At 73.3% G+C, this 15,812-nt stretch carries 12 protein-coding genes and 1 pseudogene; 4 read left to right on the top strand and 9 right to left on the bottom strand.

The window, feature by feature from the left end; all coding sequences use genetic code 11:
- The first annotated feature begins 14 nt into the window (after positions 1-14).
- Complete coding sequence (locus QWM81_RS10840) at positions 15-1,250, top strand: styrene monooxygenase/indole monooxygenase family protein (RefSeq protein WP_290111585.1); 1,236 nt, start codon at positions 15-17, stop codon at positions 1,248-1,250.
- A gap of 24 nt (positions 1,251-1,274) precedes the next feature.
- Here the strand turns inward: QWM81_RS10840 and QWM81_RS10835 are convergent, their stop codons facing one another.
- From QWM81_RS10835 to QWM81_RS10820, 4 genes are all read right to left on the bottom strand, one after another.
- Complete coding sequence (locus tag QWM81_RS10835; RefSeq protein ID WP_290111583.1) at positions 1,275-2,480, bottom strand: C40 family peptidase; 1,206 nt, start codon at positions 2,478-2,480, stop codon at positions 1,275-1,277.
- A gap of 152 nt (positions 2,481-2,632) precedes the next feature.
- The gene (locus QWM81_RS10830) at positions 2,633-2,908 is read right to left on the bottom strand and encodes a DUF8847 domain-containing protein (RefSeq protein WP_290111582.1); all 276 of its coding nucleotides are present in this window, start codon (positions 2,906-2,908) and stop codon (positions 2,633-2,635) included.
- An 11-nt stretch (positions 2,909-2,919) separates the two neighbouring features.
- Positions 2,920-3,648, bottom strand: coding sequence for a TetR/AcrR family transcriptional regulator (locus QWM81_RS10825; protein ID WP_290111580.1), 729 nt, complete (start codon positions 3,646-3,648; stop codon positions 2,920-2,922).
- A gap of 29 nt (positions 3,649-3,677) precedes the next feature.
- Entirely contained in the window at positions 3,678-4,613 is a 936-nt protein-coding gene (locus QWM81_RS10820) for an AurF N-oxygenase family protein (RefSeq protein WP_290111579.1), read from the bottom strand.
- Positions 4,614-4,788: 175 nt separating this feature from the next.
- On the opposite strand from QWM81_RS10820, the gene QWM81_RS10815 reads away from it, so the two are divergent.
- Together QWM81_RS10815 and QWM81_RS10810 are read left to right on the top strand one after the other, a co-directional pair.
- Positions 4,789-5,901 carry a ferritin-like domain-containing protein gene (locus QWM81_RS10815; protein WP_290111578.1) on the top strand — a complete coding sequence of 371 codons (1,113 nt, stop codon included), beginning with the start codon at positions 4,789-4,791 and terminating at the stop codon, positions 5,899-5,901.
- A gap of 58 nt (positions 5,902-5,959) precedes the next feature.
- Positions 5,960-6,862 carry a hypothetical protein gene (locus QWM81_RS10810; protein WP_290111577.1) on the top strand — a complete coding sequence of 301 codons (903 nt, stop codon included), beginning with the start codon at positions 5,960-5,962 and terminating at the stop codon, positions 6,860-6,862.
- 132 nt (positions 6,863-6,994) lie between these two features.
- Here the strand turns inward: QWM81_RS10810 and QWM81_RS10805 are convergent, their stop codons facing one another.
- The 5 genes and pseudogenes from QWM81_RS10805 to QWM81_RS10785 all read right to left on the bottom strand — a co-directional run bounded on the left by QWM81_RS10805 (position 6,995) and on the right by QWM81_RS10785 (position 14,711).
- Positions 6,995-8,515: a penicillin-binding transpeptidase domain-containing protein gene (locus tag QWM81_RS10805; RefSeq protein ID WP_290111576.1), complete on the bottom strand. Its 1,521-nt coding sequence runs from the start codon at positions 8,513-8,515 to the stop codon at positions 6,995-6,997.
- 7 nt (positions 8,516-8,522) lie between these two features.
- Complete coding sequence (locus QWM81_RS10800) at positions 8,523-9,905, bottom strand: FtsW/RodA/SpoVE family cell cycle protein (RefSeq protein WP_290111575.1); 1,383 nt, start codon at positions 9,903-9,905, stop codon at positions 8,523-8,525.
- Between the two features lie 438 nt (positions 9,906-10,343).
- Positions 10,344-11,640, bottom strand: a pseudogene (locus tag QWM81_RS10795) (ATP-binding protein).
- A complete protein-coding gene (locus QWM81_RS10790) occupies positions 11,640-12,359 on the bottom strand; it encodes a hypothetical protein (protein ID WP_435372351.1) in 720 nt (239 codons plus the stop codon). Before QWM81_RS10790 ends, QWM81_RS10795 begins: the two are co-directional and overlap by 1 nt.
- Positions 12,360-12,503: 144 nt before the next feature.
- Positions 12,504-14,711: a HEAT repeat domain-containing protein gene (locus QWM81_RS10785; protein WP_290111574.1), complete on the bottom strand. Its 2,208-nt coding sequence runs from the start codon at positions 14,709-14,711 to the stop codon at positions 12,504-12,506.
- Positions 14,712-14,856: 145 nt separating this feature from the next.
- Between QWM81_RS10785 and QWM81_RS10780 the strand changes: the two genes are divergently transcribed.
- Complete coding sequence (locus tag QWM81_RS10780) at positions 14,857-15,654, top strand: nuclease-related domain-containing protein (RefSeq protein WP_290111572.1); 798 nt, start codon at positions 14,857-14,859, stop codon at positions 15,652-15,654.
- Positions 15,655-15,812: the final 158 nt, after the last annotated feature.

Genomic DNA, 15,812 nt, shown 5'->3' with positions numbered 1-15,812 from the left:
AAAAGAGACCCTCGATGCGGAAGATTCTCATCGTCGGAGCCGGGCAGTCCGGACTCCAGCTCGCCCTCGGCCTCCAGTCGCAGGGGTACGAGGTCACCCTGATGTCCAACCGCACGGCGGACGAGATCCGGGCCGGCCGGGTGATGTCCACGCAGTGCATGTTCCACACGGCGCTCCAGCACGAGCGGGACCTCGGCATCAACTTCTGGGAGTCCCAGGCTCCGCGCATCGAGGGTCTGGGCGTCTCCGTCGCCGCGCCCGACGCTTCCCGCGCCGTCGACTGGCTCGGCACGCTCGACGGGTACGCCCAGTCCGTCGACCAGCGCGTGAAGATGGCCGGCTGGATGGAGGTCTTCGCGCAGCGCGGCGGCCAGCTCGTCATCCATGGCGCGGCCGTCTCCGACCTGGACTACTTCGCCCGTACCTACGACCTCGTGCTGGTGTCGGCGGGCAAGGGCGAACTGGTGTCGATGTTCGGCCGGGACGCCTCCCGCTCCCCGTACAGCGAGCCGCAGCGCGCGCTGGCCGTCGCCTATGTGCACGGGCTCGGCCCGCGCCCCGAGCACCCGGACGTCGACGCGGTCCGCTGCAACCTGGTGCCGGGCGTCGGCGAGCTGTTCGTGATGCCGACGCTGACCACGAGCGGCCGGGCGGACATCCTGTTCTGGGAGGGCATCCCGGGCGGGCCGCTGGACGTCTTCCAGGGCGTCAAGGACCCCTCCGAGCACCTGGCGCTGACGCTGGAGCTGATGGAGAAGTTCACGCCCTGGGAGTACGCGCGGGCCACCAAGGTCGAGCTGACCGACGCCAACGGCACCCTGTCCGGGCGGTACGCCCCGACCGTACGCAACCCCATCGGTCGGCTGCCCGGCGGCGGCCTGGTCCTCGGTGTCGCGGACGTCGTCGTCGCCAACGACCCGATCACCGGCCAGGGTTCCAACTCGGCGGCCAAGTGCGCGGCGTCGTACCTCGCCTCGATCACCGAGCACGGCGACAAGCCGTTCGACGAGGCGTGGATGCGGCGGACGTTCGACCGCTACTGGGAGACGGCGCAGCACGTCACCAAGTGGACCAACGCCATGCTGGGCGTCCCGCCGGAGCACGTGCTGAACCTGATCGGCGCGGCCGGCCAGCTCCCGCCGGTGGCGCACCGGATCGCGAACGGCTTCAACGACCCGTCCGACTTCGAGAACTTCTTCTACGACCCGGACAAGGCGGCGGCGTACCTGTCGTCGGTCACCCCGGCCTGATCCCCGCCGTCCCGTGTCGCACCCCTACCCCTCGTCGTACCCCTCGTCGGAGCCCGCCGCCGCGCCGGTGGGCAGCTCCGGCGGGGTGTACGAGCGCAGTGGCCGGGCCGCCGGGTCGGGGCGTACCGCGCCCAGCAGCGGGTTCGCGGCGATCGGGGAGACCTTGACGCGGGCGCCGGGGCGCGGCGCCTGGATCACCAGGCCGTTGCCCAGGTAGATCGCCACATGGGTGGCCTTGGGGAAGTAGACCACCAGGTCACCGGGGCGCAGGGCGCGCAGCGGCACCTTGGGCAGCGTGCGCCACTGTTCCTGGCTGGTACGGGGGATGGAACGGCCCGCCTTCTCCCACGCCCGGGAGGTGAGCCCCGAGCAGTCGAAGGACTCCGGGCCCTCGGCGCCCCAGACGTACGGCTTGCCGATCTGCTCGGCCGCGTACTGAAGGGCCTGCCCGCCGGGCTCGGAGGGGGTACGGGCGCCGGCCAGCTCGCCGGTGGCGAGCAGTTCGCGCTGGGCGTCCGCCGTCTGCGTCTCCTCCAGGTCGGCCAGCTCCTCTACCTCCTCCGTGGACAGCGAGGCAAGCGTCTCCTCGACCTCCCTGAGCTTCGCCGTCACGGCGTCCCGGGCCTCCTTCTGCCGCTCGGCCAGGGTCTGCTCCCGGTCCAGCGCCTTGCGCGAGGCCGTCGCCAGCTGGTCCGCCCGCTTCTCGCCCTTCTCCAGCCGGGCCACGGTCGCCGCCTGTTCGCGCGCCGCGCGCCGCATCACGTGGTTCTGGGCGAGGGCGTGGTCGGGGTCGCGGGCGAGGAGCAGTTGGAGGGCGGCGGAGAACTCGGTACGGCCCTGATACTGCGCCCGGGCCAGCCGGCCGGCGTCGGCCCGGCCGCGCGCCAGGGCGTCACGGGTCTTCACCAGGTCGCCGGTGAGCTTCCTCGTCTCGGCGGTGAGCGCCTTCAACTCCTCCTCGGTGGCGTTGTACGTCTCGGTCGCCTCCTCCGCCTGCTGGTAGAGCGTGCGCAGCCGGCCGAGCATCTGGGACACGCTCGCGGGCGAGGACTCGGGCCCGGATCGGGACGAGGACTCGGACCCGGCCTCGGACCCGGCCTCTGGCCCGGACGCCGGTCCGGCCTCGGGCCGGGGTTCCGGTTCGGGCGTAGGGGCGGCCGCCGCCGGGGCGACGGGCAGCGCGGCGGCCAGCGCCACCGCGCAGACGGCCCGCAGCAGTTTTCCTGACATGTCATCACCTCCGCCCGCATCATGCGGCCGTGGATGATACGACTAACGCATGACTGGGCGGATCGGCCCACAGCGGTCACCCGTCGAGGCGAACATGCCGCTCCGCCCGCGCGCCTGCCGCCGATCGGTCGCCGCCCGTGCCTGACGCGGCCCTAGGAGTCCCGGTTCGGTCGGGACCAGGGCCATTTCACCCCGTGCCGTTCGCGGCCTTCCGGGGCGTACTCGTACTTCCAGCCCCGCTGGAGGCCGAGCCGCTTGGTGTGGCCGGCGGGGACGCGGCGGTAGGCGTACACGGTGGGCGGGCCGCCGTCGGCGGCCGGGACGGGGACCTCGTACCACTTGGGCGGGTGGCCGGTGGCACCGGTCAGGACCGGCAGGACCTGGCCGTCCAGGGGGCCGCCGTAGAAGGGGGTGTTCTCGCTTCGCACGGGAACCAGTGTCACAGCAGGTGCGCGGCCCCGCTCACGACGGGGACCACCCGGCGGGCCAGCGTGCCGACCGGGCCGTGCGCCGTCTCCCGCGACAGCAGCGCCGCCACCGCCCCGGCGGTCTGCTCGTCCGTGGCGGCGGTCGCGGTCAGCAGGGCGAGCAGGTGGTCGACCAGCCAGCCGCGCAGTTCGGCGGCGGGCGGCCGCTTCTCCTCGTCCAGCCAGATGAGGGACGCCGCCTCGACCGCCGCGATCCAGGTGCGCACCATCATCCGCAGCCTCGGCCCCGGGTCGGGTACGCCCAGGTGCAACAAAACCTGTTCGGCGGCGGCGCGCCGCACCTCGTCCACGATGGCGGTCGTCCGGGACGTCTCGGCGACGCTGCCGCCCTGGAGCAGGGCGCTGAACCCGGCGTCGTGCTGGTCGACGAACGCGAGGTACCGGTCCAGCACGCGGGCGAGCCGCTCCGTCGGCGGGCCCACCGCCGGTTCGGCGAAGCACAGTTCCAGCTTGTCGGCGGCCGAGCGCAGGGCGGCCTCGTACAACTCCTGCTTGCCGCCCGCGAAGTAGCGGTAGACGAGCGGGCGCGAGACGCCGGCCGCCTCGGCGACGTCGTCCAGCGAGACGTCCTCCGGCGCCCGGTGCGCGAAGAGCGAGAGGGCGACGCCGAGGAGCTGGGTGCGGCGCTCCTCGACGCTGAGCCGTCGGTACGCGGGCGCGGGCGTGGCGGCACTGGTCATGCCCGCAGCGTAACTCCGTGACGCGCCGCTCAGGCCAGGAGTCCGGAGCTCTTCCAGAGCCTGCGCCCCACGCCGCGCAGCACGCCGATGTCGTCCAGGAAGTCCGTCAGCCGCCTGGCGCCCGACTGCATGACCTCGCGGCGGTGACCGCTCGCCCTGACCTGGGCGACCGCCTCCCGGCGGTCGAGGCCGACGTTCTCGTACACCTGGGGGTTGATGAAGCAGACGGAGAACACCCGGGCCGCCTCGCCGCAGCTGATCCGGGTCAACTCCTGCTCCCAGCGCGGGGCGGTGACCATCTGGCGGCGCAACTCCTCGCGTGCGTACCGGACATGGCGCGCTTCTTCCACCACGTGGATGCGGGTGACGCCGCGCACCAGGGTCTGGACGCGCTCGTCGGGGAACGTCAGGCGCTGCATCCAGTCGAGGATCTCCTCACCGAGCAGCGTGGCCGCGAACGAGCCGGGGGTGGTGGAGACGGTCTTCAGGACGCGGGCCATGTTGTGGTAGACGCGCGGGACCGGGTACGCCGGTGCCTCGTTCTTCCGGATCATCCGCGCGAACATCATCGAGTGGCGGCACTCGTCGGCTATCTCCGTCAGGGCGTAGCGGACATGGTTGCTGGTGACGGACTTGTCGTAGATGTGCCGCACCAGCAACTGCATCAGAATGATCTCGAACCAGATGCCGAGCGAGGCGAGCGAGGCGGCCTCGTGTCGGGCCAGGTCCATCCGCTGCTCCTCGGACATCTTCCGCCACAGCGGGGTGTCGTAGAGGGAGACCAGCTCCGGCGGCCAGAACCACTTGCCGTCCTCGGCGGGGGCGTCCCAGTCGAGTTCCTTGTCGGGATCGAAGGAGTGCTTCGCGGACGATTCGAGCAGGCGCTCGGCGACCTGTTCGCGGTCCCGGAGAGGGCCGAGCGCGTCGCGGAGCAGACGTATGTCGCGTTCGGTCACGGTCGTCATGACGGAGGGCACCTCGCGCAGTTGGGGTTACCGGGGGTCATCCCTTATAAGACTGCCTGTCAGTAAGCGCGTCAATCCCTCGCACGCGACTTGTTGACCCGGCGTCTAGCAACGTGTGAGCCTGCCGAGTACCCCTTCCGTACGCGGGAACCCAAGAGAGGCGAAGGAGCCGTCCGTGTCGACGCACGACCTCTACAGCAAGGAACCGGGAGACCCGGTCTGGCAGGTGCCGGCGGCCGGCGCGGCCCGCTTCAGCTGGGAGTACGACGACGGCCGCGACCGGCTGCTCGCCCTCTACCAGAAGGGCAAGGACAAGCAGTGGGACGGCGCCCGGCGCATCGACTGGGACCTGGAAGTCGACCCGTACAACCCGCTCGGCACCCCGGACGAGGCGATGACGCTCTACGGGACGCGCCACTGGGCCAAGATGACCGACCGGGACAAGGGCGAGCTGCGCAAGCACTACGCGGCCTGGCAGTTCAGCCAGTTCCTCCACGGTGAGCAGGGCGCGATGATCTGCGCGGCGCGGATCGTGGAGTCCGTCCCCGACATGGACGCCAAGTTCTACTCCGCGACCCAGACCATGGACGAGGCCCGGCACGCCGAGATCTACGGCCGCTTCCTGCACGAAAAGATCGGGATGCTCTATCCCATCAACGACAATTTGCAGGGCCTGCTGGGCGACACCCTCCGCGACTCCCGCTGGGACATGCCCTACCTCGGTATGCAGGTCCTCATCGAGGGCCTCGCACTCGCCGCGTTCGGCATGATCCGCGACACCACCGACAAGCCGCTGCCGAAGCAGATCCTGGCGTATGTGATGCAGGACGAGGCCCGGCACGTCGCCTTCGGCCGTATGGCGCTGCGCGACTACTACAAGCAGCTGACCGACGCCGAACTGCGGGAGCGCGAGGAGTTCGTCATCGAGGGCTGCTACCTCATGCGCGACCGGCTGCGCGGGGTGGAGGTGCTGGAGAACTTCGGCATCTCCAAGAAGGAGGCGGAGGAGTTCTCGGAGCAGTCGCAGTTCCTGCACCTGTTCCGCAAGCTGCTCTTCAGCCGGATCGTGCCGTGCGTCAAGGACATCGGCCTGTGGGGCGCACGGTTGCAGAAGGCGTACGTGGACATGGGCGTCTTCGAGCTCGGTGACTCCAACCTGGACCTGCTGATGACCCAGGACGAGGAGATCGCCGAACGGCTCGACCGCGAGCGCTTCGCCGCGGAGGAGGCGGAAAGGGTCGCGGAGGTGACCGACGCGATCGCCGAGGGCGGCGCCGCGCAGGGGTGAGAGAGACCGGTAAAGGGGCGTGACCGGGGGTCCGTTCGGGTGACGTAGCCTGACGGGCATGACCATGCCGCCTCCGCCTCAGCAGCCGCCCGGCTTCCAGCCCGGCCCCGGCCCGTACCAGGGCCCGCCGCCCGGGCCGTACCAGCAGGGCCAGGCGCCCGCGTACCCCGGCCCGTACGGGCAGCAGGCCGGCCCCTACGGCCAGCAGGCCGGTGCCGGTCCCTATGGGCCGCCGCCCCAGCCCGGATTCCCGCAGCAGTACCCCGGGCCGTACGCCGGACCCATGTACGGCGGACCGATGGGCCCGCAGCCGCCGAGGAAGAAGCGCACCGGGCTGGTCATCGGCATCGTCGCCGGGTCGCTCGTGCTGCTCAGCTGCCTGGGCTACGGCGTCAAGATGGTCATGGAAGGCGCCGGCACGTCCTTCCCCGCGGCCGAGTACAAGCTCACCGTCCCCAAGACCCTGGTGGACGGCGAGTACACGCTCGCCCAGGACATGTCCGGCACCGAGGGCGAGAAGCTGCTGACCGAGACGCACAGCGCTGACGTCCGCACCGACGGGGCGGCCGTCGCGCAGTACACCGCCGAGTCGGACGGCGAGCTCAAGGCGCTGGTCGTCTCCGGTCTCTACGGGCAGATCAAGCACCCGGACGCCGAGCGACGGGGCGTGCTGCGGGGCGCCGGAACCGCCGAGAACGCCAGGATCGAGATACCCGCGAAGGACGTCACCCCGCCCGGGTCCGAGGTCACGGTGGAGTGCGAGGTCCTCACCAACACGGAGGCGGGCAACGAGGTCACCTTCCCGATGTGCGCCTGGGGTGACGCCAACACCGCCGTGGGCGTCGGACTGGTCGACGCCGCCTCGGTCGGCCAGCAGCCGGAGGACATCGACCTGGCCGCGGCCGCCGAGCTGACCCTGAAGGTCCGCGCCGAGATACGCAAGCCGCTCACCGCGGGGTAGCGCGCCGGGGGGCAGGCTCGTCCGGAGGGTGAACGGGTGCGGCGCCGGGCGGGAATCCGGGCCCGGCCATGGCCACCTGTGCGAGTCCACGAGCCGACCTGTGCGAGTTCGCAGACCATGGCCGCACCCTCATCAGGGCCTGATCGAGGGGACGGTCCCCTTCCGGGGAGCGAGATGCCGCGCCTCGTCCCGCGCCTCGTCCAGCAGCGCCGCCTCCATCACCGAGCGGGCGATCGGCGCCGCGCTGCCGGCGCCGCTGATGTCCTCGCGCTTGGCCGACGCGTCCTCCACGACCACCGCCACCGCGATCGCCGGCCGCCCCGAGCCCTCCGCCTGCGCCCAGCCGATGAACCAGGCGTACGGGGTGCCGACGTTCCCCACGCCGTGCTGGGCGGTGCCGGTCTTGCCGCCGATCCTCGCGCCCGGGATCGCCGCGTTGCTGCCCGAGCCGCCCTCGACGACGTCCACCATCAGCTGTTGCAGCCGCAGGGCCGTGGGCGGCCGCATCGCGTGCTGGTACGTGCGGCGCACATGCTGCGTCACCGGGTCGCCGTCCGAGGTCGTCGTGCGCTCCACCAGGTGCGGGTAGGCGATCTCCCCGCCGTTGGCGACCGCCGCGGCGACCATCGCCATCTGGAGCGGGGTGGCGGTCGTGTCGTACTGGCCGATGGCGGAGAGCGCCAGCCGGTCGACGGTCAGCTCCGTGTCGAAGTTGGACCGGGCCACCGCCGTGGGGATGCGCAGCGAGCCGTCGTTGAAGCCGAACCTCGCCACCGCGTCCAGCATCCCGGCGAGCCCCACCTTCACACCCAGCTGGGCCAGCACGGTGTTGCAGGACCAGCGGATCGCGTACGCCAGTGAGGCGTTGTCGCAGCCGGTCGCCTCGTTGGGCAGTACCGTGCGCGTGCCCGGCAGCACATACGGCTCGGGGGCGTCGGTCGGGGCGTCGACGTCCGTGACGATCCCGGCGTCCATCGCGGCCGCCGCCGTCACGATCTTGAAGGTGGAGCCGGGCGGGTAGGTCTGCCGGATGGCCCGGTTGAGCATCGGCTTGTCCGGCGCCGCGTTGAGCCGCGCCCACGCGCCGGTGACCTCGCTGCCGGTGCCGGACAGCAGCCCGGGGTCGTACGAGGGGCTGCTCACCAGCGCCAGGATGCGGCCGCTGGACGGCTCGATCGCGGCGACCGCGCCGCGCCGGCCGGCGAGCCCGTCGTACGCGAGGCGCTGGAGCGGTTCGCGGATGGTGGTGACGACGTCGCCGCCCGGCGCCCGGGTGCGGCTGAGGTCGTGCCAGAACGGGAAGAGGGTGAGCAGCGGGCTCGCGCCGGACAGGACGGGGTCCTCGGTGCTCTCCAGGAGCGTGGTGCCGTACGTCTGCGAGGCGTGCCCGGTCACCGGTGCGTACAGCGGCCCTTCGGTGTACGTGCGCTCGTGGCGCAGCTGCTGGCCGGTGTCCCGGGAACCGGTGACCGGCCGGCCGTCGACCAGGATGTCGCCTCGGGGCTCGGCGTAACGGGCCATGACCGTACGCCGGTTGGCGGGGTTCTTGTCCAGTGACGGGGCGTCGAGGACCTGGACGCGGGCCGCGTTGACCAGCAGGGCGGCCAGCAGGAGCAGGCACAGCGCGGCGGCGTGCCGCATGGTGCGGATCACCGGGCGATCACCGGACCTCCTCCGTGACGGGGACGATGGCGCCGGGCTCGGCGCCCCTCGGTTCGGGGGCGCGGGCGGAGTCGCTGACCCGGATCAGCAGCGCCACGATGATCCAGTTGGTGACGACCGACGAACCGCCCTGGGCGAGGAACGGCATGGCCATACCGGTCAGCGGGATCAGCCCCATCACCCCGCCCGCGATGACGAAGACCTGGAGCGCCGGGATGGACGCGAGGCCGGTGGCCAGCAGCCGGCCGAAGGGGTCCCGCAGGGCGAGGCCGGTGCTGAAGCCCCGGGCGACCAGCAGCGCGTACAGCAGGAAGATGGCCGTCAGACCGGCCAGGCCCAGTTCCTCGCCGGCGGTGGCGAGGATGAAGTCGGACTTGGCGGCGAAGCCGATCAGGATCGAGTCGCCCAGGCCCAGGCCCGTGCCCAGCATCCCGCCGGCGGCGAAGGCGAACAGCGACTGGGCGAGCTGGCCGGGGCCCTGGCCCGCTTCGATGGAGGCGAACGGGTGCAGCCAGTCCTCGACCCGGCCGTTGACGTGCGGTTCGAGTCCGCCGACCACGAACGCCCCCGCCCCGGCGAGCAGCAGCCCCACGGCGACCCAGCCGGTGCGCCCGGTGGCCACGTACAGCAGGATCACGAAGAGGCCGAAGAACAGCAGCGAGGTGCCGAGGTCCCGCTCCAGCACCAGCACCCCGACGCTGAGCAGCCAGACGGCGACCACCGGCCCGAGCACCCGGCCGGTCGGGAACTGCATCCGCCACACGCGGCGGCCGGTGTACGCGAGGGCGTTGTGGTTGGCGGCGAGGTACGCGGCGAAGAAGACGGCGAGCAGGATCTTGGCGAACTCGCCGGGCTGGAAGGAGAACCCCCCGACCCGGATCCAGATCTTCGCGCCGTTGACGGCCGGGAAGAAGATCGGCGTCAGCAGCAGGAGCAGGGCGGCGGCCACGGACACGTACGCATAGCCCTGCAAGGCGCGGTGGTCGATGAGCGCGATGATCACGGCGATGAAGAGCGCGACGCCCAGGGTGGACCAGATGAGCTGGGCGGGGGCGGCGCGGTCGGCGGGGGTCTCCAGGTCGAGGCGGTAGATGAGGACCAGCCCGAGCCCGTTGAGCAGGACCGCGATGGGCAGGAGGAGCGGATCGGCGTACGGGGCGCGCAGGCGGACCGCGAGGTGGGCGAGCAGCGCGAGGAGCCCGAGCCCGGCGCCGTAAGCGGCGGCGTCCGGGGGGACGGCGCCGTTGCGGGCGAGGCCGACGTCGATGTAGCCGTAGACGGAGATGAGGACGGCGCACACGAGGAGGGAGAGCTCCACGCCCCGGCGCTTGTGCAGCCGCAGCGCGGGCGGCGGCGGGGCGTCGGCCCTCGTGGCGGTCATGCCCCGCAACGTAGCAAGCGCCGAGGCGTATGTCCCTTATGTCAGGTGTGCGGCGCACCTGACGCGGCCCGCAGATGGCCACCGGCCGGGGCGGGGCCGTGCAGGGTCGTCCCCACAGGGGTTGGCGGCGACGGGCGGGCTCCCTTCAGCGGTGTCCAAGGCCGCCGACCCCGAGGAGACGAGCCCGGAGGGGCCACGCCCCCCACCCACCGGCAGGTGCCGCACGGCACCGCGCCACCGGTGCGAGCGCCCCGCTACGGGCGCCGCTCCAGTGGCACCGGGAATGGGCTCGCCCCGTCCCGTTGTGCCCACCCGTTCCCCGCCCAAGGCTTCGTCCAGGGGTGACCCCAGCGGAACGACTGCCCACAACGGGCGCAGCGGTCACCGAGGGCGCAGCGGTCACCGAGGACGCGCCCCGCACCGGGGCGCACGAGGCAGTCAGCGGGCGGGGGCGTCCCCGCCCGCGCCGGCGGCCGGGGGCTCCGGCGTGTCCCGGTACGGGGGCAGTGTCAGGCGCGCCTCGGCGCCGCCGTCCGGGGCGTTGGCGAGGACGAGCTCCGCGCCGATCACCGCCGCCTGGCCCGCCGCGATGGTCAGCCCGAGGCCGTGGCCCTTGCTGCCGCTCTCCGTGCGGAACCGCTGCGGCCCGTGCTCCAGCACGTACGCCGGATACCCCGGCCCGTGGTCGCGCACCGTCACCACCGGCCCGTCCACGCTCACCACCACCGGCGGCCTGCCGTGCTTGTGGGCGTTGGCCACCAGGTTCCCCAGCACCCGCTCCAGGCGCCGCTTGTCCGTCTCCACGCGGGCGTCCCGGACGATCCGCACCTCCGCGTCCATGCCCGAGGCCCGCGCCACCCGCTCGGCCAGCGGCCCCAGGGCGTGCACATCGAGGTCGACCTTCTCCGTACGGGCGTCCAGCCGCGAAATCTCCAGCAGGTCCTCGGTCAGCGCCCGCATCGCCCTCACCCGGTCCCGCACCATTTCCGCCGGCCGGCCGGGGGGCAGCAGCTCGGCCGCCGCCGACAGCCCGGTCAGCGGCGTACGCAGCTCGTGCGCCACGTCCGCCGTGAAGCGCTGCTCGCTCAGCAGCGTGTCCTTGGAGACTCGACGCCATCGTGTCCAGCGCCGCCGACACCGTGGCGACCTCGTCCTGCGGCCGCGAGGGGTCCTTCGTGCGGGGGTCGCTGACGCGCGCGTCCAGGTCGCCCGCGCTGATCCGCCGGGCCACCTGCGCCGTCAGGTGCAGCCGCCGCGTCACCCGGGTGACCGCGAACGAGCCCACCAGCAGCGTCGCCCCGATCGCCAGCACCGAGGAGCCGACGATCGCCTGGTCGAGCCCGCTGATGGTGCTCGCGCTCAGCGAGTAGTCCACCCGCACGGCCAGCGCCCGCCCGTCGGCGGGCCCGGCCGCCCACATGGTGGGCCGGTCCTGGAACTTCGCCACCAGCGTGCCGCGGTGGCCGCGCACGGCCAGGTCGCGCAGCGAGGACGGCAGCCCGTCCGGGTCGACGCCCGCGAACGGCGGCAGCGGCTCGCCCGCCTCGTACGCGTGCGTCACCTCCGCGAGCCGCTCCAGCGCCTTCTCGCGGGCCACGTCCACCGTCTGCCGGGTCACCGACACATGCACCAGGGCGCCCAGCAGCGCGGCCAGCGCGCAGCACATCACGGTGATGAAGACGGCGGCCTTCCACGTCAGGCTCACCATCCACGCGGGCGGGCGGGGGCGCCGCATTACGCGCCCGGCCCGGGGGAGGGCGACGCCGTGGGCGGCGGCGGCACCGGCTTGACGCGGATGATCTCGTCCCGGGTGGGCAGCATCGTGCGCTGCTGGTCGTCCCAGGACCACGCCGTGCGGTACTCGTACCCCGGGATGCCCGCCGAGACCACCCGTACCACCAGGTCCCTGCCCGCGAGCTGTACGCCGACGACCTGGTCGACGGTCGACATGATCCGCGTCAGCCCGCCCTTCTCGGGCATGTAGACCCGCAGCCCGGTCTGCTGGTCCGGCATCCTGATCCCGATGATCAGCTCGTCCTTGCCGTCCCCGGTCAGGTCCCGGTAGTGCGGCGTCATCACCGGGCACGCCCGGGGCCTGTCCTCGCACTCCCGGATGCGCCGGGCCGTCTCCTCGTAGAGCCCGTCAGGGCCGCTGTACTGGTCGGGGTGCGCGGCGACCTCGGCCTGCACGACGGCGACCGGGTTCACCCGGTGGACGTCACCGCCGGGCACCTTCACGCCGGGCACCTGCGCGGTGTCGATCTCGCCGTAGTCGTACGGCGGCGACGTCACGGGCGGCAGGTCGGGCCACAGCCGTACCGGGCCGGCGGCCGTCGGGGTGGGGCCCGCGCTCCGGAGCCCGCCCGGGTCGTCACAGCCCGACAGCAGCAGCGCGGCCGCCGCCATGCCGGGCACCAGGAGCGCCGCGCACGCGGCAGGGCGATACGGGCTCACGGTGCTCCTGTACTCCCGGACGGTCGGTCTTTCCGTTAAACCATATTCGTACGGAAGTCCCTTTTGTCGATGCGTACGTCTCGTAGGTCTCGTAGATCTCGTTCGTCTCGTAGGTCTCCTACGCCACGGCGTACGTCTCGTGCCTCACGCGCCGGAGTGGCCCAGCGCCCGCCGGCACAGCGCGAGCAGCTTCTCGTCGTGGTGGACGTCATGGTCCCCCGAGCTGCCCTCCGACACGTTGTGCCGGCGCGAGCGCGCCAGCTCGGCCCGCAGCAGCACGGCCGCCTCCGCCGGCGCGGGTCCCAGCTCGGCGAGGCACTCGGCGATCTCCACGCGCGTGTGCCGGTTCTCCCGCCAGGCCGCCACCAGCACCGGTAGCGCCTCCTCCTCCCGCACCTCCCCGGTCACCCGGCACAGCGCGACCGCCGCGTCCACCCGCAGCCATACGCTCGGCGCCACCAGGCACGCCCGCAGCTCCGGCACCGCCGCCGCCCCCGCCGGCCCCATCGCCCCGACCGCCCACGCCGCCTCCCGCCGGTGACCGGCGTCCGGCGCCAGCAGCAGCGCGCGCAGCTTCGGCAGCACCGCACCGGCGTCGCCGGCCACCGACCACAGGGCACGCGCCGCCGACGACACCACCGTCACCGAGCCGTCCTCCAGCAGCGCCCGCAGATCGCCCACCGCCTCGCGCGCCGCCGGCCCGAACGCGGTCAGCGCCCGCAGCGACGACTCCACCACCCACTCCCGGCGGAACGCGGGCGCCCCCCGCAGCACCCGCAGCACCTCCGGCAGCGCCTCCGCCGCGCCCAGGTGCGCCAGCGCCAGCAGCAGCGGGCCCGCCTCCTCGCTGAGGTCGTCGTCCAGCCGCAGGGCGCCCAGCCGGTGCCGCAGCGCGGGCACCAACGGGGCACCGTCCTCGCCCAGGTGCGTGATGGCGTAGGTGAGCCGGCGATTCAGCTCGGGCTGTTCCAGCGCCTGGGCCAGCACCGGAACCGCCCGCGCGTCACCGGTTCTGGTGAGCGCAAGCAGCGCGTTGCCCGGCCCGGGCCGCCCGCTCCCGGAGCGGCCGCTCCCAAGCCCGCCGCTCCCGGACCCGCCGCCGGAGCGCCCGTCCCCGCACCGGCCGTCCGCCCCGTCCAGGGCCCACGGGGCCGGGTGGGCCGCCACCGTCGCCGCCAGGGCGTCCGCGGCGGGGCGGGCCACCTCGAACAGGCCCTCCAGCCACGCCACGGCGGCCTCCCGCAGCCGCGGCTCGGGGTCCGCCAGCTGCGCCCCGACCAGCCGCACCACCTCGTCGTACGCGCCCCGCCACGTCCGCACCAGCCCGCCGCACATCCACACCGCGTCCGCCCGCTGCCCCCAGTCGGGGCTCCGCAGCTGGGCGGTGACCAGCGCGATCCGGTCCTCGACCCGGTCGTCCAGAGCGCTGTGCAGCGTCCGCAGCAGATCGTCCGTCCAGGCCGTGCCGCGCCCGGCCCGCTGCTCCTCCCGCAGCTCCCGCAACTGCCCCAGCAGCGTCGGTGACGGCGGCCGCGGCGCCACGGGATCCATCAGGTCCATGAGGTCCATCAGGTCCCTCAGCTCCCTCGCGTGCACGTCGGGCGCTCTTCCCGGCGCCTCCCGCAGCTGGGCCAGCAGCCCGGTCACCGTCGCCACGACATCCCCCGGCAGCCGCGCGGGCGCGCACCGCGCCAGCTGCGTGAGCGCCGCCAGCCGCAGCGCCGGGTCCTGGGCGGCGCCCATGAGCCAGCCGAGCCAGTCCACGATCTCGTCGCGCAGCGACTCGTACCGCAGCGCGATCCGGCCCACCGCCTCCACCAGCGCGAGGCGCACCTCGGTGTCCGTCTCGACGGTCAGCCGCTCCCGCAGCAGCGCCAGCACCCGCGCCGGGTCCCCGTGCAGCGAGGCGAGGGCACCGGGAGCCGCGAGCCGCACCTCCCGGTCGCCGTCACCGACCAGCTCCAGGAACACATCGGCGCCGGCGGCGACGGCGGCCGACGCCATCGCGTAGTTCGCCGCGTCCTCGAACTCCTCGTCGTCCGGGTCCAGTTCGTCCAGCTCGTCGTCGCCGCCCAGGTCGATACCGCCGATGCTGGTCAGCAGCTCGATGATGCAGCCGCGGTCCTGGACCTCCGGGGTCGCCACCAGCTCCAGCAGGAAGGGAATGCAGGCCAGCGTCGAGTCGTACACATCGCCCTGGTGGTGCACCGAGCCGTACATGCCGTCCAGCGCGATCTCCCGCTCCGCTGGATCGGATGAGGCCAGCCCGCGCAGCAGCGCGGGCACGTCGTCTGCCGGACCGTAGGCATGACCCAGCGAGGCCCAGTCGACCTCGTCGATCCCCGTGAACATGCCGTCCCTCCCCGCGAACACTGCACTTGGGGGCAATAGTGCACCACACCACCGACCGCCATGACCCGCCAATCGGACACGCCCGGCCGCCCTCCCTTGCCGTCGCCGGGCACGGCTGTTCCCATGGGCGTGGGGGTGATGGGGCATGTCCGCACTGCGTGTCACACCGGTCCGCCGACACGGCCGCGACCGGCTCTGGGTCAGTCTCCCGGACGGCCGGGACATCGCCTGGTACGACCGGGACAGCGGCCACGTCAGCGTGCTGTCCGAGGCGTACGAGGCCGAGGTCGTCGCGGCCCTCGCGCCCTACGTCACCGGCGCGGTCACCGTCGGCCCGCCACCCGTGCCCACCCCCTCCGACCTGGCCCGCCTCAGTCTCCACCCCGACGACGACCTCGCCCCCAACCGCCCCGGCGAGGCCCTGCACGCCGCACTCGACGCCACCCCCGCGCGCCGCTTCCGCACCGATCCGCGCCTCGCCGAGCTGGCCGCCCAGCAGCGCGTCGGCGCCGCCCTGGACCGGCTCGACGGCGCGGGCTGGCGGGTCCTGCACTGCGTACCCCTGCCGGGCGCCGCCCGCATCGACCACCTGGCGATCGGCCCCGCCGGCGTGCTCGCGGTACGCACCCTCGCGGCCGGTGGCCGCCGGGTCCGCATCGCCGGCGAGTCGGTCGCCACCGGCCGCGCGGAGCCGCTCGCGCACCTGCGCTGGGCGCGCCGCGACGCCGAACGGGCCGCACACGCGCTGGCCACAGCCGTGCGCCCGGTCCTCGCCGTCGCGGAACCGGGCCGCCTGGACGTGCCGTCCGGCCCCGCGGACGTACGGGTGCTGCGGGACGGCGAGATCCCGACCCTGGCGCGGCTCGGTGGTGTACTGAAACCGGCGGACGTCGAGACGCTGTACGCGACGGCCCGCGACCGCCGCACCTGGCTCAGGGTCTAGGCCCTGTCCGGCCGATCTTCCCGGGCTCGCGTGCCCGCGGTGACACCAGCCGCTGCCGCGGCGGGCCGCTCCCCGATCCGACCTGATCGATGGGACAGGACCCAGGATGGAGCACGGCGCGCGGGGTTACCCCATGGTGCCCGGCCAGGGCGGGCCCG

The organism is Streptomyces ficellus, assembly GCF_030406405.1.
Taxonomy (GTDB): Bacteria; Actinomycetota; Actinomycetes; order Streptomycetales; family Streptomycetaceae; genus Streptomyces; species Streptomyces ficellus_B.
Note: the sequence above shows the minus strand (reverse complement) of the source record. Positions and strands in the feature narration are given on the sequence as shown.

What these genes read in the sequence shown, in the direction of transcription:
- QWM81_RS10840 (WP_290111585.1), top strand. Translation starts at nt 15, where the DNA reads ATGCGGAAGATTCTCATCGTCGGAGCCGGGCAGTCCGGACTCCAGCTC.
- QWM81_RS10835 (WP_290111583.1), bottom strand. Translation starts at nt 2,480, where the DNA reads ATGTCAGGAAAACTGCTGCGGGCCGTCTGCGCGGTGGCGCTGGCCGCC.
- QWM81_RS10825 (WP_290111580.1), bottom strand. Translation starts at nt 3,648, where the DNA reads ATGACCAGTGCCGCCACGCCCGCGCCCGCGTACCGACGGCTCAGCGTC.
- QWM81_RS10820 (WP_290111579.1), bottom strand. Translation starts at nt 4,613, where the DNA reads ATGACGACCGTGACCGAACGCGACATACGTCTGCTCCGCGACGCGCTC.
- QWM81_RS10810 (WP_290111577.1), top strand. Translation starts at nt 5,960, where the DNA reads ATGACCATGCCGCCTCCGCCTCAGCAGCCGCCCGGCTTCCAGCCCGGC.
- QWM81_RS10800 (WP_290111575.1), bottom strand. Translation starts at nt 9,905, where the DNA reads ATGACCGCCACGAGGGCCGACGCCCCGCCGCCGCCCGCGCTGCGGCTG.
- QWM81_RS10785 (WP_290111574.1), bottom strand. Translation starts at nt 14,711, where the DNA reads ATGTTCACGGGGATCGACGAGGTCGACTGGGCCTCGCTGGGTCATGCC.
- QWM81_RS10780 (WP_290111572.1), top strand. Translation starts at nt 14,857, where the DNA reads ATGTCCGCACTGCGTGTCACACCGGTCCGCCGACACGGCCGCGACCGG.